This is a genomic window from Burkholderia sp. WSM2232 (genome assembly GCF_000472545.1).
Lineage (GTDB): Bacteria > Pseudomonadota > Gammaproteobacteria > Burkholderiales > Burkholderiaceae > Paraburkholderia.
The window spans coordinates 241128-263778 of the sequence record NZ_AWZV01000005.1 but is presented as its reverse complement, the minus strand read 5'-3'; the positions used below and the strand labels follow the sequence as shown (position 1 = coordinate 263778).

The following is a 22651-nucleotide window of genomic DNA, read 5'->3' as shown; positions in this document are numbered from 1 at the left end:
GCAAAGCCATGCAAGCGCCGCGTGCCGCAGCCGGCCCGCGCGTCCACGCGACGCGTGCGGCCCTGCTCGGGCTCGCGCTGGCCGGCTGCATTCTGGTCGCGGGCTGCCAGAAGGAGCTGTACCGCAATCTCACCGAACAGGACGCGAACGAGATGGTGGTGGCGCTGCTGGAGCAGGGCGTCGATGCGTCCAAGAGCACGGTCGACAACGGCAAGAGCTGGACGCTCGAAGTAGACGACAGGCAACTGGTTCGCGCCATGCAGGTGCTGCGCGAACGCGGCCTGCCGCACAGCCGTTACGACGATCTGGGCAGCCTCTTCAAGAAGGACGGCCTCGTGTCGACGCCGACCGAGGAACGTGTGCGGTTCATTTATGGCTTGTCGCAGGAGCTGTCCGCGACGCTCTCCAAGATCGACGGCGTGATCGTCGCGCGCGTGCAGATCGTGCTGCCGAACAACGATCCGCTCGCGCAGCAGATGAAGCCGTCGTCGGCGTCGGTGTTCATCAAGTACCGGCCGGATTCCGACGCCAACGCGCTTGTGCCGCAAATCAAGACGCTCGTGATGCACAGCGTGGAGGGCCTGACCTACGACGCGGTGAGCGTAACTGCCGTGGCCGCCGACCCGGTGGATGTGCCCAGAGCCGCGCCGATGCAGGCGTCGCCGCTGCCCGCGCTGATCGCGGCCGCACTGGTGTTTCTGGCCGGCGCCGCAAGTCTCTTCTTGTGGCTGCGACGCGGCATGCCCGCGCAGCGCACGGCGGCTTCGCTGTATTCGCGGATTCATACGCGGGTCCATGCGCTCGTCGGCAAATGGCGACGGGCGAAACCTTCGTCGGCTGCGTGATGGCGGCGTCCACCGTGTTCTTGTGCGCCGTTGCGGCGTCGGGCGCCTCGGCGTTTCCCGCAGCGGGGCCCGCGCCTGGCGCAGCGCTTGGCTCGGCGTCTGCTGCTGCGCCCGCATCGGAGTCTTTGGCAGCGGTTCCTTCGGCGGCTTCCTCAGGGGCCGCCGCTGCGCTTCACTCGACGCCCGCCGCTGCGCTTCACTCAGCGCACGGCGCTGCGTTCCGTTCAGCGCCTCCCGCTGCGTTTCCGTTTTCGCGCACGGCTGCGGCGCTCGTCGCGTGGCAGCGTAATGCGAGCGAGGCCGCGCGCTGGGCGCATCCGTCGTGGTGGGGGCCGGCGCTCGATGTGCCGCCCGCCACGGCTTCTGCCGCCTTCGAAGCGCTGCGCGAGGCGCTTGCAAAGACGCACGCCGCAGCGTTGGCCGCCTGTTCGCGGGCGCTGTTGCGTGCCGCGGACGTGGCGTTGCCGGGCTTCGACAGCCTGCGCGCGCCGAACCCCGCCGTGCTCGATGCGTTGCCGGTCGAGGTCGGTCTGCGTGTGTTGCGCATGCGCGCTCTGCTGTTGCGCCGCGCCGAGGTCCGACGGTTGATCGACAAGCAAAGCCGCCGCCGCCTCGCACACTGGATCGGGGTCCCGCTCGAACGGCTGGCGTTCGAGCCCGGGCAGGGCACGGCTCACGCGGCGCTGGGCACCGAGTGGGCTCGCCCGGGGCCCGGCAGCGAGTCGGCGCGTTTGCCCGCTGATCTGTCCACTCATCTGTCCACTCACCTGGCCAGTAAGGTGCCGACTAGGGTGCCAACTAGGGTGCCAACTAAGGTGCCAACTAAGGTGCCTCGTCACGTATCGGCGAATGCGCCCGATCTTGCGCGCCTCGTCGCGAGAGGCGATTTGCCCCCACTCGATGAGATCGACGACGAGCGGCTTGCGTATGAAGGCTACGCGTTGATCGCGAGAGACATGCAGGAAACAGCATGGTCGCATAAGCTCGCCGCGGCAGAGCGGCAAGCCACGCGCAAAGGACCCAGTGACGATCCGCACGAAGGACTGCATGACCGTCCGCACGAAGGACCGGGCAAAGGACCGCATGACCGTCCGCATGACCGTCCGCATGAAAGTCCGCATGAAAGTCTGCAAGAAGGACCCCACGAAGCGCACCACCACTTTCACGCTCCCAAAGCGAGCCCCACCCACGGTCACCCGCCACCCTCGCCACGCCCGTGTCCGTTGCTGCGCCTAGCACTGCCACGCGATCTGCCGCCGCCGTGGCCGAGCGCAAGCGCACGGGAACTCGATGTGGGTGACACCGCGCTTCTCTTCGCGCAACTTCCCGAACTGCTTCCGGAGTGGGCATGGCTATTTGGCTGAGATCGGACCGGCTGCTGCCCGCGGTCGGCGACGGAGTCTGCGGCGGCGAGGCGCCCGGCGAAATGCCCGGCAAATCGAGCGGCGAACCGAGCAGCAAATCGAGCGGCAAACCGGGCGGCACCGGCCAGGTGGGCGCGCATGCCGACGTGGTGCCGCGCGCCGCCTTCGGCGCACTGCTCGAAATCGACGCAGCCTACCAGCAATTGACCGCCGATCGCGACGCCGCGCTTGCCGCCGCCCACGACGAAGCGGCGGCGATTGTCGCCGCTGCCCACGCTGAGGCCGATGTGATCCGCCAGGCCGCGCTGCACGACTACGAGCAGGCGGCCGCGCGCGGCTATCGCGACGGCGAACAGCGCGCACTCGCCGACTGGGTGGAGCGTCTCGCGGACGCGGGCGCGGAGCAACGCAGGGCGCAACTGAAAATGCGCGAGCGCATTGCGAGCATCGTAACGGTGGCCGTCGAGCAGATCGTTCAGGTGCAGCAGGCCGATCAGTTGTTCGAGCGCGCGCTTTCGACGGTGGACCGCATCGTCGAGGGCGCGACATGGCTGCGCGTCGCCGTGAGTCCGGTCGACTACGACAAGGCTTGCATTGCCTTCGAACGGCTCTCGGCGCGCTGGCGCGATCTCGGCCGGCCGTTTCCGCTCTCGGTTGTCGCGGACAAGCGGCTCGCGCCGGGCAGTTGCCTGTGCGAATCCGACTTCGGTGCAATCGACGCGAGCCTCGCCACGCAAATGCGAGCGATGCGGCTCGCGGTGTCGCGCGCGCTCAAGCAGTCGGCGGGCGAAACGGGCGAGGCTGGCGAAATGGACAAAGCGGGCGAAGCGGACGAAGCGGACGAAGCGGACGAAGCGGACGAAGCGGACGAAGCGGACGAAGCGGACCAAGCCATGCAGTCGCTCGCGCCTGATCCGGAAAGGGCATACCGGCACACCGCCGAACTCGCGGATGCAGGCGGCTGGAACAACGAGGGCTGGCAATGAGTTCTCCGCGCGCAGCGGCCATGCCCCGCATCCGCGAAGCGAGTGAGCCGGAGGACGCGCTGCTGCCGCTCTTCGATGCACAGCGGCTTGCCGACGCGATCGAACACGAGATCCTGTCGACGCCGAGCATCGCGCGAACCGGCAAGGTGCTCGAAGTCATCGGCACGCTAGTCAAGGTGGCCGGACTCGACGTGACGCTCGGCGAGCTGTGCGAACTGCGCGCGGCGAACGGCGCGTTGCTACAGCACGCGGAAGTGATCGGCTTTACCCGCGACGTCGCGCTACTTTCGCCGTTCTCGCGGCTCGCCGACATTTCGCGCTCCACGCGCGTCGTGGGGCTTGGCCGCTCGCTGACGGTGCCAGTCGGCGACACGCTGCTCGGTCGCGTGATCGACAGCCTTGGCGAGCCGATCGACGGGCTCGGGCCGCTCGAGGCGACCGAACAACGCCCGGTGTTCGCCAACCCGCCTTCGCCGATGAGCCGGCGCATGATCGACACGCCGCTTGCCACCGGCGTGCGCGTCGTCGACGGCATGATGACGCTCGCCGAAGGGCAGCGCATGGGTATCTTCGCGCCGGCGGGCGTCGGCAAAAGCACCTTGCTCGGCATGTTCGCGCGCGGCGCGCAATGCGACGTGGCCGTGATCGCGCTGATCGGCGAGCGTGGCCGCGAGGTGCGCGAGTTCGTCGAGCTGATCCTCGGGCCCGAGGGCATGGCGCGCTCCGTCGTGGTATGCGCGACCTCGGACCGCTCGTCGATCGAGCGCGCGAAGGCGGCCTATGTGGCCACCGCGATTGCCGAGCACTTTCGCGACCGCGGGCAGCGCGTGCTGCTGATGATGGACTCGCTCACGCGCTTTGCGCGCGCGCAGCGCGAGATCGGCCTGGCCGCCGGCGAGCCGCCCGCGCGGCGCGGTTTCCCGCCGTCGATCTTCGCGGAGCTGCCGCGTCTGCTGGAGCGCGCGGGGATGGGCGAGCACGGCTCGATCACCGCGCTCTACACCGTGCTTGCCGAAGACGAATCGGGCAACGATCCGATTGCCGAGGAAGTGCGCGGAATTGTCGACGGCCACATGATCCTGTCGCGCGAAATCGCCGCCAAAAACCAGTATCCGGCCATCGACGTGCTCGCAAGCCTTTCGCGTGTGATGCCGCAGGTCATGACGCCCGACTACGTGCGCGCGGCGGCCCGCTTGCGCGAACTGCTCGCCAAACATCGCGAGGTCGAGCTGCTGCTGCAGATCGGCGAATATCAGCCGGGCGGCAATCCGCTTGCCGACGAGGCGATCCGCAAGATCGACGCGATCCGCGCGTTCTTCAATCAGGCGACCCACGAAATGGCCGCACCGCAGGACACCGAGGCGCGGTTATTTGAACTGGCGCAAGCGGCGACCGGCTGAACCGATGACGACGACGCAAAGTCCCGAGACGACACGTCGACGCATGGCCGCGCTGCAGTTGACCATTGGCCGCCGCGAACGGCTGGAGCGCCGCCTGCAGTCAGACCTGGTTGCCGCGCGTGAAGCGCACGCCGCGGCGCTCGGGCAGCACGACGCGCAACTCGCGCGCACGCATGCGGAGCGCGCCCAGTTGCACAGTTTTCACACCCGCATCTCGCAGATGATGACGGGCGGCACCGCGTTCCAGTTGGCCGAACTGAATGCGACGATGCGCTATGCGGAAGTTGTTGCCGTGCGGGTCTCGCAGATGGAAAACGAACTCGCGTCGTTAGAGGTAGCGTTGCGCAGCAAGGCCGATCAACTCGCCGCTGCGGCCCGCGCACTTGCGCAAAACCGCGGACGCATCGACCTGTGTGGCGAGCGCATGGCCGGACTGCGCGCGGCCCTCGAGCGCGAGGCAGCCGACGCCGGCGACGAGGAAGCGGAAGAAGCGGCGCTCGCACGTTTGCGCTCGTCTGCTCAGGCGCAGCGCACGGCGGCATGACAGCCGGCAACGTTTTGCGATTTGATTAGCCATCCATAATGTACGACACTATCACCACGCTACCGCAGTTCGGCGCCACACTGATCCGCTCGCTGACCGTGCTCGGCGTCTGCTCGGTGCGGCTTTTTGTGGTGCTTTACCTGTTTCCGCCCACCGCGGACGGTATCCTGCAAGGCGTGGTGCGCAACGGCGTAGTGTTGCTGTTCAGCTCGTTCATCGCTTATGGCCAGCCGGTTTCGCTATACACGTCGCTGAGCGGCACCACGTTGGTTGTGATCGGCCTGCGCGAGGCGGCCATCGGCCTGTTGCTTGGATTTGCGGCATCCACGGTATTCTGGGTTGCGGAAGGCGCGGGCATTTACGTCGACGATCTGGCCGGCTACAACAACGTGCAAATCACCAACCCGCTGCGTGAGGAACAGTCCACGCCGACCGGCACGTTGCTCGCGCAGGTGGCAAGCGTCGCGTTCTGGACCTTCGGCGGCATGACCTTCCTGCTCGGCGCGCTGTACGAGTCGTACCACTGGTGGCCGCTCACGGCAGCCACGCCCGTGCCCGCGAACGTGCTCGAGAGCTTCGTGCTGCAACAAACGGACTCGCTGATGCAGACCACCGCCAAGCTCGCTGCGCCAATGATGCTGATGTTGCTGCTGGTCGATTTCGCGTTCGGCTTTGCGGCGAAGTCGGCGCAAAAGCTCGAACTGATGACGCTTAGTCAACCCGTGAAAGGCGCGCTCACGGTGATGATGCTCGCGCTCTTTGTCGGCATTTTTGTCGACCAGGTGCGCGACCAGCTCGTGCTGACCGGACTCGGCGAGCAGTTGCGCGCCATTGCCGGCGCAGTGCGCAAATAGACACGGCGCGCAGGCCGCGCCAGTACAGGCCGTGCCAATGCAGACCGCGCCAATACAGGCCGTGCCAATTCTCAACACTCCTCAAATGCGTGCCAACCGTCAGATTTGTTGAGGATGTGGTTCACACGCTTCGATACATTGGGCATCGCCGGCTCGCGTTGCATGACGCGCGGCCCATTCCTTGACCATCGTGGACATCGTGGAACTCATGAACAATAAACCGCTCATGCTTGCTGCCCGGCTGGCAGCGTCTCTTGCGTTCGCATTGCCCGCCTTGCTCGCGGCGCCCGCCGAAGCCGCGGCCATTCACTGGCGCAGCTCGGTGGTCCATGTCAGCGCCGAAGGGCAGGACGTGAAGGACGTGCTGCGCGATTTCACCGCTGGACAAGGTGTGCCCACAACCATTTCGGGCGACGTGCACGGCAGCGTGAGCGGTCGCTTCGACATGCCGCCGCAGCGCTTTCTGGACACGCTGGCGTCGAGCTTCGGCTTCGTGTGGTTTTACGACGGCAGCGTGCTCTCTATCAGCGACGTCAACACCGTCACGCGGCGCGTGATCAAGCTCGATCATGCGAGTGCCGCCGACCTGCGCTCGGCGCTCACGCAACTGCGAATCGAGAATGCGCGCTTTCCGATCACCTACGACGAGAGCCAGGGGACCGCGCTCGTCAGCGGGCCGCAAGCGTACGTGCAGCTCGTGTCCGAAGTCGCGCGCCGTCTCGACGACAACGCCGCGCAGCGTTCGGGTTCGATGATCCGCGTGTTCCAGCTCCATCACGCGTGGGCTGCGGATCACAACGTCGAGATCGACGGCAAGACGGTGACGGTGTCCGGCGTCGCAAACGTGCTGTCTGCCATGTACCATCCGCGCGATCAGCGTGGCCGCAACGGCGCGGACAGCTACGAGCAGGCCGCCAACCGCGCCGCGCGCGAACCGACAATGCGCCGCTTGCAGCCGATGCGCGACGTGACCGGCAGCACCGACGGCGGCGGTTATCAAAGCGGCGTGAATCCGCCGCTGCCGGCCGGCATTGCCGCGAACGGCGGCGTGGCGCCGGGCATCGGTGGATTGCTGAACGGCATGGCGGCGGGCGGTGGACCGGGCATGCAGTCGATCGGCTCCTCCAGTAACGGCGACGGCGACAGCGGCGCCGATACGTCGGTGAGCGGCAGCCAGACGCTGCCGGTTATCGAAGCCGATCCGCGCACCAACTCCGTGCTGATCCGCGACGTGCCGCAACGCCTCGCGCAATACCAGAGCCTGATCGACAAGCTCGACGTGCGGCCGCGCCTGATCGAGATCGAGGCGCATATCATCGAAATCGACGACAACGCGCTCAAGCAGATCGGCGTTGACTGGCGCGCGCACAACAGCCACATCGACATCCAGACGGGCAACGGCACCACGCAGCAGAACGGCTATAACGGCAACATCGATCCGATTTTCGGCACGCAGACGCTTGCAGACGGCACGACCGTGATCAACACGTCGCCGCTCGGCGGGTCGCTGACAGCCGTGCTCGGCAACGCGGGCCGCTATCTGCTCGCGCGCGTGAACGCGCTGCAGCAGAGCAATCTCGCGAAGATCGACGCGAGCCCGAAAGTCGCCACGCTCAACAATGTGGAGGCCGTGATGGACCAGAAAACGCGCTTTTTCGTGCGCGTGTCGGGCTACACGTCGGCGGATCTGTACAGCGTGTCGACCGGCGTGTCGCTGCGCGTGCTGCCGCTCGTGGTCGAAGAGAACGGCAGAACGGACATCAAGCTCAACGTTCATATCGAGGACGGCGCAATTACATCGCAGCAGGTGGACAACATTCCGGTGATCACGACGAGCACGATCAATACCGAATCGTTCGTTGGCCAAGGCGAGAGCCTGCTGATTGCGGGCTATCGTGTCGATACGTCGACGAACGGCGAAACTGGCGTGCCCGGTTTGTCGAAGATTCCGCTGATCGGCGGGCTGTTCCGCTATCGCGACGACCAGCGCAGCCATATGGAGCGGCTCTTTCTGCTGTCGCCGCGCATTATCGAGTTCTGAGCGCGCGAGTGCCGGCGAGTGGTTCATCGGTTAGTAGGGGTTGGAGAAGCGGCGCGCAACGGAGTTGAAGGCGCGCCGCGCTGTTCTCACAAGTTCTCACCCATTGCCGCGCGTGCGCGCGGCGAGGGCGGCCGCGCTCAGCAGCGCATACGGCGTTTTCGGCACGCCGCCCGCCGAGGCAGCGAAGGCCGCTTGCGAGTCGCCCCACGCGGGCGCATTGCGTGCCACGGCGCTATCTGCGGGATGCACCTCGGCACGCGGCGGCGAGGCCGGCACGGAGGCGCGCGGCATCGGTCCGATGCAGACAACGGCCGCCGCTGCTCGCGACTCGCCGTGCAGCGAGGCGAACGCAGTGCTTTCCACGCTTGCCGGGCTATCCAGGCTTTCCATCGTCTGCACGCTCTGCGTGCTTTCGTCGAGCGCCGCATCCGCTGTGTCCGTCATCTCGATCCGGTAACCGTGCGCATACAACGTACGCAGATGCACGCCCCAGGGGCCGTTCAGTTCGAGCTTCTTGCGCAGTTTGTAGATGTGCTGTTCGAGCGTGCGGCCAATGATGTCCTCCGAACGGCTCCACACCGCGCCGGCAATCTGGCGTCGGCTCACATATTCGCCGCGGCGCGAGAACAGTAGCCACGCAATCGCGAACTCGCGCGGCGTGAGCCGGACCGCGTGGCTGTCCACGTGCACCGTGCAGGTGCGGCGATCGAGCCGGTACACGCCGCATTCGAGCATGTCGCTGGAATCTGCGCTCTGTAGTTGCGCACGCAACAGTGCGAGATGTACCCGCAGCATCACCTCGCGCGCGTCGACTGGCGAGAGCACCACGTCGTCCGCACCCGCGTCGAACAGACGGGCTATGGCTTCGCGATCGTGACACGCGCCGATCACGATCAACGGCGCGCGACGGTCCGCGTAACAGGCGCGCCTCGCGAGCACGGGACGCAGCGGATTGAGCCCCGTGTCCGCGTCGATCAGGATCGCGCTGTATTCGTCGCGGTAGATTGCGCGCGCGAAGGCCACGTCATCGGCGAACCGGTGGCAGACGGCGCCGTCGGCTTCGAAACAACGGCAGATCAACCCGAACAGTGTTGCGCTTCTGGTCATCACTGCAAGTTTCATTTTTCCTCCGTGCGATGCCGGGCGCCCGTGAGACTACGCGGGCGTAGGGCAAACGTTATTCGTGGAACCGGTGGGTCGATGCGTTTGCGCGTCGAAGCGATTACGCATTTCGAATGACTCGACAGTAGAGGGAGCGGCCCATCAAGGATGTAACGTTTTGTTTCGCAATCGCGATTCAATCGGCTGATTCAAAAACAGATCACGAATTCGACATTTTTCTTCCACCTGTTTTTCGTAGTTCGCCACCTGCATTACACGTTTTTTGCACGGCCTCGAAAAAATAACGCGGATGCGGGACGGAGCAAACCTTACAGATGCGAAGCGTGGCGAACCGCGGGAGATCCAGTGTTTACGGTGGTTTCTTGGCTAACCTTACAGTAACGTAATTTATATGTAAGGTTTCGGCGCGCTTCAGATGTGGGCCGCTTGGGGTTTGCCAGCAGAGCTGTCGGCAAATTCCCATACGCATTGTCGCGGTATTAGGGATTCGCATTTATTTCCGATTCACGCGAATGTAATTGCAAGAATGCTGCTATTTACCGCTATGAGAATTGTTGAGTGTGCTTATTTGTGTAGTGCCTAATATGGGCACGCCGCCGCACTGAATCGCCGCGTTCGATGGGAGTCTTGCCGTGCCCTATCTGCTCAATGCCTGGTATGTCGCCGCGCTGTCCAGCGAGGTCACGGCGCATGCGCCGCTCGGGCGCACTTTGCTAGACGAGCCCGTGGTGCTTTACCGTACTGCTGGTGGCGAGGCCGTCGCGCTCGCGGACCGCTGTCCACATCGCTTTGCGCCCCTGTCGCGCGGCCGCATTGTCGACGGTACGCTGGAATGTCCGTATCACGGACTGCGTTTCAACGCATACGGGCATTGTGTGTTGAACCCGCATGGCGACGGGCGCGTGCCTGCGCGTGCGCAGGCACGTCGCTATCCGGTGCACGAGCGCTATGGGGCGGTCTGGTTCTGGCCGGGCGATCCACAGCGCGCGCTGAGCACGCCGCTCCCCGCATTCGACTATCTCGATCCACGCGATCACTTCACGAGCGAGCGTTATTTGCACACGCGTGCGAATTACCAGTTGAGCGCCGACAATCTTCTCGATCTCAGCCACTTTCAGTATCTGCATCCCGACACGCTCGGCAGCGAGCAGATGGCGAGCGGCGTGGTACGCGCGACGGTGGCTGGCGACACCGTGTCAGTGCATCGCGAGATGAAGGGCGAATTGTTGCGGCCGATGCTCACGCAAAGCTTCGAGCTGCTGTACGGCGAGCGCGCCGACCGCGAACTCGACGTGCAGTGGATGCCGCCGGGGCTACTCACTATCGCCGTGCGGGTTTGCGAAAGCGGCTGGCCCGAGACCACGCGCGAAGTCGTCTCGGCGCACTGGCTTACGCCGGAAACCGCCGCGAGTTCGCATTACTTTTTTGCGTTCGGTTTGCCGCGCGCAATCGGTGCGCATGGGGCGGAGCTTGTGAACCGCACCGCACAGAGTCTGCTCGCACCGTTTCGCGACGAAGACATTCCAATGCTGGAAGCGCAGCAACGCATGATCGGCGATCGCGATTTCTGGTCGCTGCGCCCAGCCATGCTGCCTATCGATGCGGGCGCGCTGCATGCACGCCGGATCATGGAGCGGCTGATCGCAGACGAAGCGCGGCAGGGCGGCCGCGAGGGCGTCTCTTCTGTGCAGCGGGCGTCGTAGTTGGGGGAACCCGAGCGCGGCAGCGGCACGGTGGATGCCCAAGCCGCTCGCGGCTCAGGGAACCAACCGTCGCGCGCATTCAAACACCGCCGCCAGGCCCCGCTGATGCAGCCGCGCTGCCCGCAGCGCCTGCGTCTGCCAGCTTCTGAGCCTGATTCATCTCCGGAGCCAAACTGCCCGTAGCCGCGCTCACGCCTTCCGCCGCAGTCGATTCAAGCTCCGGCTCCGACACCGGCGTCCAGAACGTCAGGCTTCTGCCGATCCGGCTTTGTTCGTGGGAAGCGCGCACGCCATACTTCCAGCCTTGCGAGCTGCTGCGCGAAACCTCGCGTAGACCGAAGAGACCGAGCGGTCGCCAGGCGGACGGATCCTCGAACGTGCTCTGCATTTTCCGCTCGAGAACCCGCAGCCTGGCCTCGGTCAGCGCGCGCTCGGCGCGACTCGGCGCGGGCACCGACGCATCGTCGAGGCGCGCTCTCAGCTGATTCGAGAGCGTCAGATACTGATTCAGGCGCGGCACGCATTCATCCGCGATAACCCAGCGTTCCCCGAACGAAAACTCGCCCGACGATTCGAGCTGCGTCTGCTCGATCACCTGTTGCAGCCGTTGCGCGCCGATGCCCTGCACCCACGCCGGGTTCGCGCGAACCGAGCGGGCCCAGTCGTCGGCATTGCGGAACATGCGGTCCTGCATCGTGTATTCGGCGACGAACCCGCGGTTATCGCGCATCGCAAACATGAATGAAGAGCGCCCGAACGGCGTAGCTTCGAGCGCCGCGCCCGCGAGCGTTTTCGCGCCCGGGCTCACCGATCCGACTTCGCCCGCGCCGTCGGCGAGCGTGAACGCGCGCGGCGCGAACTGCGTGCCCGCGCTCGCGCTCAGCGTCCCCTGCACGGCGGTGGCGCCGATCGTGCTGGCGAGCGCGCCGCTCTCCTTGAGATCGGCGGCGGAGTAGAGCGTCACGCCCGAGCTCACGCCCGCATACATGCCGACACGCTCGGGCGAGTTCGCGCCCGGCACGTTCGCTCGCGCGACGCCGCCCAGAGTTAGCGGCGTGGCCGTCACCGAGGTCGCGTTATTGTTTTGCGACGACAGCGAAATCCGTTCGTTATCCGCAATGCCCGCGGCGAGAACCTGCATGAACTCGTCGGGTGTTTGCGCCTGCTCGGCCGCGTCCCAGTACGCGTTGACCATCTGCTGGCTGTCCTTGTGCCAGTGCTCGGCTTCGAGTTCGGCGGTTGCCGGCGTGGGCGCGAGCCGCCGCGCGCGCAGCACGACCGACTCCTCGCGCGCGAGATAACCGCCCACGCCCGAGGCGGCCCACGCGCCCGCCATGCCCGCGACGCCGGCCACGTCCAGCGTCGCGCCGACGAAGCCCTGCGCACCCACTGCGCCGTTCACGCGGCTACGGGTGCCGAACATCATCTGTCCGCCTTCGTACGCGGTGCCGATCGAATACATCGAATCGCGCCCGCCCAGCACTGTGACGATCGGTCCCGCCGACACCAGCAGCCGTGCAGGCAGGTTGCCCCACGCGCTCGCGTCGATACCGAGCGCATTGCCGTCATACGACGTAAAACCCGTGCCCGGAATGTTCTGCGCCATCAGCGCGAGATGCTGTTCGCGCAGGTTGTGCGTCGTAATGCGTTGCAGCGGTGGAATGCCGGGGTTCCCCAGCAGTTCGTGCGCTGCCTGCAGATTGCGCTGCGCTGGTTGCGCGCGGGCGGGGTGGTCGGCGGCCATCCCGCTCGCGTTGATGCAGCGTTCCAGCGCGGCCAGCGTGAAGCCGCCGCTCGTCACGTCGTCCACGAAGCGGCGGCGGCGCTGCGGATCGTCGAACATCCGCAACGCGCGCTCGACGTTGCGTTGCGTGCGCTGATCGCCTTCGGCGCGCAAACCGGCGACGCGGGCACGCGCGTCGTTCCACATGCGGCGGGCCTCGCGCCGCCCGATGCCGAACGATTCGGGCCGGCGCTTTTGCAGCTCGCGCGGTTTGGCGTTCGCCGGGACATCAGGGCGCGCATCGGTCCAGGCCTGCAGGCGCTGCGCATTCAGCGCGTGCGTCAGCATACGGCCCGGCGTCGCAGCGGCCGGCAATTGCTCGTTGCTGTAGTCGAGCAGCGCGTCGCGCGCGGCGATCAACGCGCTGTCGTATTGCCCGCGCGTGGTGTCGAAGAACGGCGTGTCGGCGCCAAGCAGACTGGAGGTGTCGATCGGCGAGCGGTTCCTGCCGAACGCGCGCGGCACGTCGTGCACCGCCAGTCCCACACGCGCCCGCGCTTGCGCGAAGCGCTGGGCCGGCGGGGCGCCGTCGATCGGTCCCAGAGCACGGTCCTTGCGCGCTTGCCGGTCGGCGCCGCGCGCGACCCACGTGGTCCCGCCGTCGAACAGCAATTGCGCCGCGCGCTCGAGATCCGAACCTGGGCCGCCTTCGTCGAAGCCCATCTGCCACAAGCGGTAAGCGGTGATTGCTTCGATCTCGCAGTCGCCCGTGTCGTGCACGCTCGCGGCGTCGGGCGGCAGACGGCGGGCCGCGTCGAGCGCGAGCATCGCGTGCCGGCCATATGGATCGTCGACGAACATGCGGTAGGGGGAGTCGTCGTTCAACTCGGCGGGTGTGGCGCCGAGATCGGCGTCCATCGAACGCAGCTTGTGAGCGGCCTGCAGATAGACCACGAGCCGTGCGGCCATGCCGTTGCCGCGCTCCGCGTGTGGCGCGTTGTCGCCGTACTGGAGGCACAGCAAGCCCTCGAGCGCGGCGCAACGTGCGTGCGCGAGGTTTTGCGCGCAGCGCCACGCGCGCTGTTCGAGGTCGGCGGGCGCCGCCTGCGACGGGTGTTGCGCTGGCGCGGCGCGCATGCTGGTTGTGCGACTAATGCTGCTGGTGTTGCTGGTGTTGCTGATGTTGCTGATGTTGCCGGTGTTGCTGCTGCCGCTAGTGTCACTTGTGTGCGCAGTGTCGGTAGTGCCGCTCACACCGCTCGCACCGCTGACGTCGAGCGGCTGCTGCAAGCGGTGCAGAATCCGCGCGGCCAATGCCGGGTCGCCACCGCTTGCCTCGGCGAGCGCCTCGGCCACGGGCACCACGCACTCCTGCGGCAGACGCTCGACGGCCGCGGGCAACGACGGATCGGCGTGGACGGGCCGCGGCCTGCGCAGCGTGAGACCGTCGAGCAGGCTGTCGATGGCAGCCTGGCGCGCATCTGCAACTTCGCGGCTCGCGTTTGCAGGCACCGGAAACAGCCGGTTCACGGCGATCACCGGCTGCATGAAGTGCTCGTCGAGCGTGTCAGCCCATTCGCGGGCGGCAGCGTTTGCCTCGCGGTTGCGCAGGCGGCGCAGCGTGTCGCGAATTGCGCGGGGATTCATGAACCTGGGCACGGGCAGCGCCCCGCGCGTTGCATCGCCTGCGGCGAGGAAGGCGGCCGTGCGTGCGATCGAGGCGTCGGCGAGCTTCGCACCCTGGGTGCCTATCGCTATCTCTGGCACGTCGATCGCGTCTTCGTTCTCTACCGACCCCGGGTGCGCCCCGGGTTGCGCTGATGGCTGCGGCGGCGGCCTGCGTTGCGGCGGGCGGGGAAAGCGCGCATCGCCGGCCGGGTTGGCGACGCTGCCGGCCGCACTCAGCGTCGATTCGAGTACGGTGACCGTGGTGTTCGACGCGCGGAACATCCGCGTGACGGGGTTGTGCCGCACGCGATCCGACAGACGCGCAAGGCCGCTGAGCGGCGTCTGCGAATCGGCGGTTGGGTCCGGCCGCGGTTGAGGTGAGTCGTCTGGTTGCTGTGGATGAGCGGCGGATGGAGCGGCGCTGTCGCGTCCCGGCAGGAGCGACACGAGCGCGGTCAGACGAAAGTTCATCGGGTCCTCCGAAGCGTGCAGCGACGACGCGCACGGCCGGCAGCCTGTCGCGCGCGAACAGCGCCTACGTTGTCAGATCGCGCGCACGGCAGCGACTCTATTGCGTGGCCGAGGCGGCATCCAGCGGCGGCTCGGGCGCGGGCACGACCGCGTCCGGGTCGCTCGCGCGATAGAACAGATAGGTCGCGGAATACGGCACGAAGAGCGACACGCCTTCCTGAGTGCAGACCGGGTTGGGCGGAAGGCCGCCCGAGGTGAGCACGCGCTGCACCGACGTGGTCCGCGCGAAGCGGCCGTCGCCCGTGCGCTGGCCGGCATTGAAGCGCGCGGCCACGCGTTGCCACGGTAGCGCGCCGGGCGTGACGGTTTCGTCGGCCGTGACGCGTCCGATCACATAGCTGCCGTCGTACGCATTGAACATGCGATTGGGCATGACGGTGCCGACGCTTTTGCGTGCCTGGTCAACGAGCGTAGCTTCGGCGCCTGCCGAAGTCCATTGCAGCGTGGCGCCGCTTCGGCGGCAGTTCCATACCTCGTCGCCGACCGCGCTCAGCACGTCTTGCAGGACTTCCTGCGAATCGGCGCGCAGCGACAGCGGCAACGTTTCGTTGGCGGGTGGTACGAGCTTCTGCTGTTGCGTGATCTTCAGTTGCGCGCCGCCTGGCGTGGGGTCGGCGCAGGCTGCCATGAGGCTCGTGAGCGCAAGCGCAAGGGCCGCGCGCATCGCGACACTGGCAACGCCAGCGGCAGCAGGAGCAGGGCGCACAATCGGGGCGGCCACGGGGCACACATCGGCAAGGGCATGTTTCGGCACGGCGGTCTCGACATAACGCAATGGCGCCAGTAGACCCGAAGCGCGACAAGCGCGCCTATGCGCTGCGAAGTGCCGGACGGATTTGCGCAGAATCGGCTTGTTGCGAGGGCGTGCGGGGAGCGTCGCGAGTTGTGGCGCGGAGGACTGTGCAGACGGCTGGGCGGACATGGACTAATGAGGCCGAAGCGCTTTGCACATGATGCCGTCTGCGTTGGTGCAGTTGCATCGGCATCTGGCATCTGGCATCTGGCATCTGGCATCTGGCATCTGGCGTTTGGCGTTTGGCGTTTGGCACTTGCACCTCGCACCTCGCGCCTCGCACCTCGCACCTCGCACCTCGCACCTCGCACCTCGCGCCTCGCGCCTCGCACCTCGCACCTCGCACCTCGCACCTCGCATTTTGCATTTTGCATCTTGCACTTCGCATCTTGCACCCGGCACCCGGCATCTGCCATCGTCCGCTTCGCTTCGCTGCATATTGCTGCGCACTACACGCAACCGTTGTGCGCCGCCGCGCATACAGTCAGGCGTGCCCCGAAATGGGTGCGCCCACGTGCCAACCACCTGCACGCCCACGAGTGCACCCATCGACGCGCGCCGCGCAGCGGCCTTGATCGTGTCGATGGCGATGGTCGTCATATCGCGCGCGGGCGGCGTTGCCTCGCTCAACAAGGAGTCGTCATGACGTATAGCGCATTTTCCACGCTGTCATACCCGGCTGGTGGATACATGGGCGCAGCCGATCCGTCGTCGCAGTTCACGCGCTCAATCACTGCGCAGCCGAACGCGTGGGCAAACGCCGGCGCAGGAACCGCCTTCGGCAGCGGCAACAGCGCCGGCTGGAACTCGTCCGGCGGCCTCGGCGACAATGCACTCGAGCAACTCTTCCTGCAATTCCTGCTAAGCATCACCAGTCCGTCGCAGGAATCGTCGGGCATGCCGATGCCTTCCATGCCGTCGCTTCCCAGCAGCGGCGGTGGAGTCACACAGGCGAGCTACCGCCGCTCGTCCGGTACGGGCCCGGTTAGCTCGGGCGGGGCTGTGGAGCGAGGCGATCCCAATGTGAGGCCCGCGGGTTCGGGCAATGCGGCGGGCGTCGCGCAGACGCAGTTGCACAAGTCAGCGGCGAGCATCATGGCAGACCAGGGCGTGCCGATGGACAAGGGCGTCGATACGACGGTGTGCTGCGCGAACTTCGCGTCCGCGTGCCTCGTCAAGTCGGGGAAGATCTCCGAGTTGCAGCACACGAATCTCGTCTCGACACTGCACAGCGAATTGAAGGGCGACGGCTGGCGCACCGTGAGCCGCAGCGAGGCCAAGCCGGGCGATATCTGCATTGTCGGCGCCGACGAGCATGTCGAGATCGTCGCGAGCAACGAGAACGGCCGCATCACGCTGATCGGTTCGAACAACACACAAGGCGGCAGCGGCCCGCAGGTCGTGTCGTACGACACGTACACCGGCAACCGCGGCGATGTGACGTTCCTATCGGAATGAGGGCGATGCGCGATGAGTGGGCGTCGCGCACATCCGGTTCAATGCGCCGTTATGTCTCGCTCCGCCGGGCGTGTGCGCGAGACATAACGGCGGTGGCCAAGCGAGGGCGGCACAACTACGGCGGCACAGCTACGGCGCCACCTCAACAACACCACCACAACACCACCACAACACCACCACAACACCACCACAACACCACCACAACACCACCACAACACCACCACAACACCACCACAACAACACCACCACAACAACACCACAACAACACCAGCACCACAACAACAGCACCACAACAACAGCACCACAACAACAGCACCCCAACAACAGCACTCCAACGCTACCACCCAACGCCACTAACGCTCCACCATCAACCGGTCGTATCCATGAAACGAGCCGTGCTGCTGCCGCGGCTGCCAGCCAGGCGCGAGTCTCAGCCCAGGCATGCGCCGCACGAGCGCACGTAGCAGCGACTCCAGTTGCATGCGCGCGAGCGCGACGCCCATGCAACTGTGCGGGCCCGCGCCGAACGTCAGCGAACGGGCTGCTTCGCGCTCGAAGCGAATTTCATCGGGCGCGGCAAATACCGCAGGGTCGCGATTCGCGGCACCAATGAGCGGCATCACGCGCTCGCCGCGACGAATCCGGCAGCCGCCGATATCGACGTCGTCCCACGCATAGCGAAACACGGACTGCACTGCGGGATCGTACCGGTACAACTCGCGCACCGCTTGCGGAACGAGCGAGGCGTCGTCCGTGAGCGCCTGCCAGGCGTTCGGCGCGCGCAAGAGCGCAGCGATGCTATTGCCGATCGACAGCAAGGTCGTGCCGTATCCGGCAATGAACAGGAACAGAACATTGACGAGCATTTCGCGCCGGCCGATTCCGCCTTCCTGTTCGAGCCGCAGGAAGCGCGAGGCCGCGTGATCGGGTGCGGCGTCCGGGTCGACTTCGCGCAGGAACGCTTCGACCTTGCCGATGAACGTCTCGGTCTGCGCGGCCGCGAGCGCGCGTTCTTCGGCGGACATCGGCGCGCCGCTGATGAGTTGCCACGCGCCCGCCGACGCTTGCAGATAGCTCGCGCCGTGTGCATCGGGAAAGCCGAGCAGGCGGCAGATCGTGCGCACCGGCAACACACTCGCGACATGCGCGATGAGATCGAAGCGCGGCTGAGCATCGCATTGATCGAGCAGACGCTCGACTTCGCCGTCGATAAATTCTTGCAGCGATAGCAGCGCCTTGCGCGAAAACAGCGGCGCGAGGAAACGCCGTAGCCGCTCATGCGCTTCGCCGGTCTCGAACACAACCATGTTCGTGTAACCGAGCGGGTCGTCGAGCGGTTGCGTGCCGGGCGGCGGCCGTGCCGAAAAACGCGCGTCGTCGAGAATGCGCGTCACCAGCGCGTGCGACGACGCGAGCCAGACCCCGCTCGCGTCGCGACACAGTGGCCGATGCGCGCGCAACCATCTGTAGAGCGGGTACGGATCGACCGAACCCGTGCCGATAATGGACGGCAGCACGCTGCACGAGCCGGGGTCCGCGCTCTCGCAGGTCATACCGCAGGTCGTGGCCGATTCTTCGGCGCACCACAGCATGCGCGCACCGGCAGATCGCGGCTCAGACAGCAAGACCATAGTTGGCCGGCGACTGGGCGGGCTGCTCGACCGTCAGCGGTTGCACGCGGTTGTTCGGCGTGCCGTTCAGGTTCAGGTCGCCGGCGCCGATGTTGACCTGGTCGGCCGCGAACTTGTACGTGCCGTCGCTCTGTTTCTCGCCTGTCACAAAGCTGCCGCTCATGATCAGATCAAAAGGCGAGCGGCCGTTGGTCATCAGTTCGTTGACTTCTTTCTTGCCGTCGGCCGTGAAGCTCACGCTGCCATCCGCGCCGATGGTGCCGACCGATTTGCCGGTCTTGTCGTACAGATTGCCCGACGGATCTTCGAGCAGGCTCACCTCGCCGCCCGAGCGCGTCGACAGTTTGATCGAACGCAGCGGTGGATTGCCGTTCGAGGGCACGCCGGGATACTGGCCCGTCGAGCCGGGGAACTGCCCCCCGCCAGTATTCTGAGTGCCGCCCGGATACTGGCCGCCCGAGATGCCGAGGTCGTTGAGCAACTGCTGGATATCGGCGTCGATCTGCGCCTGATTCGCGCCGCCATACGACTGCCCGCCCGGGTACTGGAACGTCGGGCTCTGGAAGTACGCGGAGTTCACGTTATTGGTGGTCATGGTTCCTCTCACAAGGTTGATTCATGCGGATAACGAAGACTGATGAGGTCGCCAGATCGCGCCGACTTCAACACATACAGACTATGGAAAGTGCACCGTCTTGCGCGAGCGAATGCGAAGCAGGGAGTGGACGCGCGAAACCCGCGCGCGAGGGCATCGAGCGGATGCTTCGCGACCGCGCTCCGCGCTTCGTGTGTGCGCGATGCCAGAGCGCGACGAGTCCGAGAATGCAGAGTGTCGCCTCTCGCCATTCGTTCGCCCTGGTACGTGCACATGAAAAACGATCAATGCAGTTTCGCGGTGCTGGGTGTGCTGCTGACGATTTTCTCCGTAGGACTACGGATCGGCGCGCATGCCGATCTGGAGGAACTGCTGCTGGTGTTGCGTCAGCTTCATCCAAATCCGGCGGTCGTCGACATCTGCGAGGTGAGGCTGCTCGTGAATTCGCGGCGCTGGATCGACGCGTTGCGTCTGTTGCGGCAGATCGACGAGCAGGGCTACGGTTCGCCCGTCGTCACCGCGTTGCAGAGCTGGTGCCTGTACATGCTCGCGGATCGCGACTGGCGGCGCTGCGCGGCGGCCGTGTTGCACAGCGGCGATCCGACCGCGCTGGCGATTGTCGCGAAGTTTCTGGGCGTTGGCGGGGAGCCGAGTGCCGCGCGCATTGCCACGGTATTGGCCAGCGAATCAGGCAATCTGCCGGGCAACACGCTCGGCAACGAACTAGGCAGCGAATACAGGTGACAACGTTGTTACTGCATTTGCTTCGCGCGAGCGGTGCCGACTGGTCAGCGAGAGCCGCGCGCTCAGCGCGCCGCAGCGCCGTTGCGCGCCTGAGAGGCTCTGACGATGCGGTCATAGCGGGCCTGCAACTCGGCGGCGCGGCGTGCATCGCCCGCCTCGCTGCAGCACACGATAAGGCCGGTCAGCGCACGCTCGCGAAACGCGCTGTCGGCACACGCGTTGGCGAGTTCGTAGACGGTTTCCCACGCGGCGATCGCCTGCGCGACAGGCGCGTGGGCGAGCGGCAGCGCGCTTGCGAGAATCGCATGGAGGCGCATCTCGTCGCGGCGTCGAGGCGTCGCGCCGGCTTGCACGCCGGCAAGCACGGCACGGCCGCGCTGCAGATATTCGCGCTCCAGCGAAAGCCTCGCCCACAGCCACGCGGAGCATTCGAGCAGCGAGATTGCCGTGTCGAAGCGCCGGCATTCGACGCACCATTGAAGCGCCGCGCGCAAGTCCTCGAGATCGCTCATGTCGAGCGCGTCGATATGCGCGCGCTCGCCGCGCTTGCGGTGCGCGTTCAGGCGCACCGGCAGGCCGGCCGCGAGCGCATGCGCGGTGCGGTCCTGTTCGCCGGCGTCGCGCAGCATCTGGCGCGCGAGATGGCGGATGGGCCGCCGGATGTGCAGCATCCACTGACCGCTGCTGTCCAGTTCTTCGACGAGGCCCGCTTCGGTCAATACATCGAGCGAGGCGTCCGCGAGCGCGTCGCCGCGAATCGCGTCGCTCATGGCGTTGTGTGTGTCGCTCAGCATCTCGCCGGACGACTCGCCGCTCCCGGGCGGATCGCATGCGGTGAGCAGGCCGATGGCCGCACAGCGCGGGAATTCACCTGCGAACATCGCGAGCCGCAGCAGGTGCAGGCGCGCCCGGCGATCCAGCCGCGCGACGTGCAGGTCGAAGGCGAGGGCAATGGGCGCCGGGCGCGGATGCCGAACCCCCGGCGTTTCCATGCGCGGTCCGATGAGGGCCTCGAGACACTGCGCGTAGCGGCTCATGGCGGCTTCGAGCGGCTCTCCGGCGCGCAGGTCGTGGTCGATGGTCGCGGCAGCGAGTTCCAGGGCGAGCGGCACGCCGGCGAGCAGTTGCGTAATCGACACGGCTGCGTCTATCGCGGCCTGCGGCATCGCGCCGCCGTCGAGCGCCGCGAGCAGCGCGTTACCGCTCAGCGGACGCGGCGACGCGGGCGCTGCGATGCGTTGCCGGTCGCGGCGCGCGGACAGGATCGCGAGCCGCGCGAACAGGAGGCGCAGCGCGTCGTATTCCGGTGCGAGTGTGGCGTTGACCTGGGGCTGTTCCGGAATGCGCAGCGGACCAAGCGTGACCACTTCCTCGTTGCGCAAGCCGAGCGACGCGCTCGCGGTGACAATGGCACGTACGTTCGGTCCGGCCGTCAGCACTGCCTCGATGATCTCGGCTGCGAGCGCGCCGCTTGCAGCCTGTTCATGCCCGCCATCGTTGCATGCGTTGCAATCGATCACGAGCAGCACATCGCGCTCGCGCACGCCGTCGAGTAAACGGGCAAGCGGAGTCTGCGCGGGACCCGCCGGCAGGTTCAATGCGAGCGCGAGTGCATCGGCGAAACCGTCCTCTGGGGAGAGCGCGGATAGCGCGACCGGCACCACGCCGTCACGAAAGCGTCCGGCGAGGCGCCGCGCCGCTTCGTGCGCGAGGCGCGCCTTGCCTGTACCGGTTGCGCCGACGAGCGTGATGAGCCGCGCGATGGATATGAGGCCCAGCACCTCGGAAAGCTCCGCGTGCCGGCCGATGAACGGCGTGAATTGCTGCGGCGTGCGCGAAGCGCCGACTGCAAATGCCGGCTGAGCCGCGCGCGGCGCGCTCGCGCTGGCCGGGTCGCCCGGCAACCGCGAGCCTGCCCGAGGCACCGCGGCCGCTGTGGCCCCCGCGGCCCCCGCGGTCACTGCCGCTGCTGTGACAGGCTCCGGCGAGTGAGCGAGGCTGTTCGTATGAACCTCGGCTGCAAACCGATAGCCGAAGCCCGGCACCGTGACGATCAGATCACGGTCGTCGCCGAGCGCGCGCCGCAGCGCCGAAATCTGCACCTGAACCGTATTGACGTCGACATTCAGATCGGGCCAGCCGCGGCGGCCGAGTTCGGCCTGCGCGACGGGCCGGCCGCGCGCTTCGACCAGCGCGATCAGCAGCTCGAGCGCGCGCGCGCCGAGTTCGACCTCGAGGCCGTCGGCGACGAGCCGCGGCGGCTCCTGGGACAGCGTGAAGCGACTGAACGCTATGACCGTTTCGTTCGGTCGTAATGACGGCATTGTGGATCTCCAGCGGATTCGGCAAGCCCAACGCTTCAGGGCGGTGCCGCGTGCGGCGGATCAAATGCTCACCGGCGATCGTCGTCGTGGCGGCGTGCGCGGCTGCGCGCTCGCGGCGCCCGCATGCTGCGGGTGACCGCGCTCAACAGTTTCGCCGGGCGATGGATTCGTCAGCTTATTGCGAGTTGCATGGTTCGGCAATAGGGTGCAGCGCGCGGGTCTACGCACGACACGGCGTTGCGCGCGAAGCTCAGCGAACGCTTGCAGTTCTCGCCGACATGTGTTTCGCGCTGCGAATCTCAACAGTTCTCAAATCGGCCTCAAC

General features: G+C 66.5%; 17 protein-coding genes. 11 read left to right on the top strand and 6 right to left on the bottom strand.

From position 1 onward, the window contains the following. Positions 1-8 precede the first annotated feature (8 nt). The 7 genes from sctJ (at position 9) to sctC (ending at position 8034) form a co-directional block, all read left to right on the top strand. Entirely contained in the window at positions 9-845 is an 837-nt protein-coding gene (gene sctJ / locus F757_RS0105280; protein WP_051376682.1) for a type III secretion system inner membrane ring lipoprotein SctJ, read from the top strand. Continuing rightward, the gene (locus F757_RS36450; protein ID WP_232221358.1) at positions 812-2209 is read left to right on the top strand and encodes a type III secretion protein HrpB4; all 1398 of its coding nucleotides are present in this window, start codon (positions 812-814) and stop codon (positions 2207-2209) included. The genes sctJ and F757_RS36450 overlap by 34 nt, the downstream gene beginning before the upstream one ends. After that, a complete protein-coding gene (gene sctL, locus F757_RS0105270; protein ID WP_027210506.1) occupies positions 2194-3195 on the top strand; it encodes a type III secretion system stator protein SctL in 1002 nt (333 codons plus the stop codon). Before F757_RS36450 ends, sctL begins: the two co-directional genes overlap by 16 nt. After that, on the top strand, positions 3192-4595 hold the full coding sequence (sctN, locus tag F757_RS0105265; protein ID WP_027210505.1) for a type III secretion system ATPase SctN: 1404 nt from the start codon (positions 3192-3194) through the stop codon (positions 4593-4595). The genes sctL and sctN overlap by 4 nt, the downstream gene beginning before the upstream one ends. Before the next feature lie 4 nt (positions 4596-4599). Continuing rightward, positions 4600-5139, top strand: a complete 540-nt coding sequence (locus F757_RS0105260) for a type III secretion protein (RefSeq protein WP_051376674.1) — start codon at positions 4600-4602, stop codon at positions 5137-5139. Between the two features lie 38 nt (positions 5140-5177). Further along, positions 5178-5993, top strand: a complete 816-nt coding sequence (sctT, locus tag F757_RS0105255) for a type III secretion system export apparatus subunit SctT (protein ID WP_027210503.1) — start codon at positions 5178-5180, stop codon at positions 5991-5993. Between the two features lie 208 nt (positions 5994-6201). Beyond that, positions 6202-8034: a type III secretion system outer membrane ring subunit SctC gene (gene sctC, locus F757_RS0105250; protein ID WP_027210502.1), complete on the top strand. Its 1833-nt coding sequence runs from the start codon at positions 6202-6204 to the stop codon at positions 8032-8034. Positions 8035-8130: 96 nt separating this feature from the next. Here sctC and F757_RS0105245 read toward each other — a convergent pair whose 3' ends face one another. Continuing rightward, positions 8131-9156, bottom strand: a complete 1026-nt coding sequence (locus tag F757_RS0105245) for a response regulator transcription factor (protein WP_027210501.1) — start codon at positions 9154-9156, stop codon at positions 8131-8133. Positions 9157-9788: 632 nt separating this feature from the next. On the opposite strand from F757_RS0105245, the gene F757_RS0105240 reads away from it, so the two are divergent. Next, the gene (locus tag F757_RS0105240) at positions 9789-10859 is read left to right on the top strand and encodes an aromatic ring-hydroxylating dioxygenase subunit alpha (protein ID WP_027210500.1); all 1071 of its coding nucleotides are present in this window, start codon (positions 9789-9791) and stop codon (positions 10857-10859) included. Between the two features lie 79 nt (positions 10860-10938). On the opposite strand, the gene F757_RS0105235 is transcribed toward F757_RS0105240, so the two are convergent. Then, positions 10939-14721: a hypothetical protein gene (locus F757_RS0105235; RefSeq protein ID WP_027210499.1), complete on the bottom strand. Its 3783-nt coding sequence runs from the start codon at positions 14719-14721 to the stop codon at positions 10939-10941. 97 nt (positions 14722-14818) lie between these two features. Next, entirely contained in the window at positions 14819-15535 is a 717-nt protein-coding gene (locus F757_RS0105230; RefSeq protein WP_027210498.1) for a DUF3455 domain-containing protein, read from the bottom strand. A 553-nt stretch (positions 15536-16088) separates the two neighbouring features. Between F757_RS0105230 and F757_RS36790 the strand changes: the two genes are divergently transcribed. Then, entirely contained in the window at positions 16089-16220 is a 132-nt protein-coding gene (locus tag F757_RS36790; RefSeq protein WP_269658429.1) for a hypothetical protein, read from the top strand. Beyond that, a complete protein-coding gene (locus tag F757_RS0105220; RefSeq protein ID WP_027210497.1) occupies positions 16217-17032 on the top strand; it encodes a hypothetical protein in 816 nt (271 codons plus the stop codon). Before F757_RS36790 ends, F757_RS0105220 begins: the two co-directional genes overlap by 4 nt. Before the next feature lie 353 nt (positions 17033-17385). Here F757_RS0105220 and F757_RS0105215 read toward each other — a convergent pair whose 3' ends face one another. Together F757_RS0105215 and F757_RS0105210 are read right to left on the bottom strand one after the other, a co-directional pair. Continuing rightward, positions 17386-18585 carry a cytochrome P450 gene (locus F757_RS0105215; protein WP_027210496.1) on the bottom strand — a complete coding sequence of 400 codons (1200 nt, stop codon included), beginning with the start codon at positions 18583-18585 and terminating at the stop codon, positions 17386-17388. Positions 18586-18646: 61 nt separating this feature from the next. After that, positions 18647-19258, bottom strand: coding sequence for a hypothetical protein (locus tag F757_RS0105210; protein ID WP_027210495.1), 612 nt, complete (start codon positions 19256-19258; stop codon positions 18647-18649). 273 nt (positions 19259-19531) lie between these two features. On the opposite strand from F757_RS0105210, the gene F757_RS0105205 reads away from it, so the two are divergent. Next, a complete protein-coding gene (locus tag F757_RS0105205; RefSeq protein ID WP_027210494.1) occupies positions 19532-20002 on the top strand; it encodes an HrpB1 family type III secretion system apparatus protein in 471 nt (156 codons plus the stop codon). A 62-nt stretch (positions 20003-20064) separates the two neighbouring features. Here the strand turns inward: F757_RS0105205 and F757_RS0105200 are convergent, their stop codons facing one another. Beyond that, positions 20065-22326: a winged helix-turn-helix domain-containing protein gene (locus tag F757_RS0105200; protein WP_027210493.1), complete on the bottom strand. Its 2262-nt coding sequence runs from the start codon at positions 22324-22326 to the stop codon at positions 20065-20067. Positions 22327-22651 lie beyond the last annotated feature (325 nt).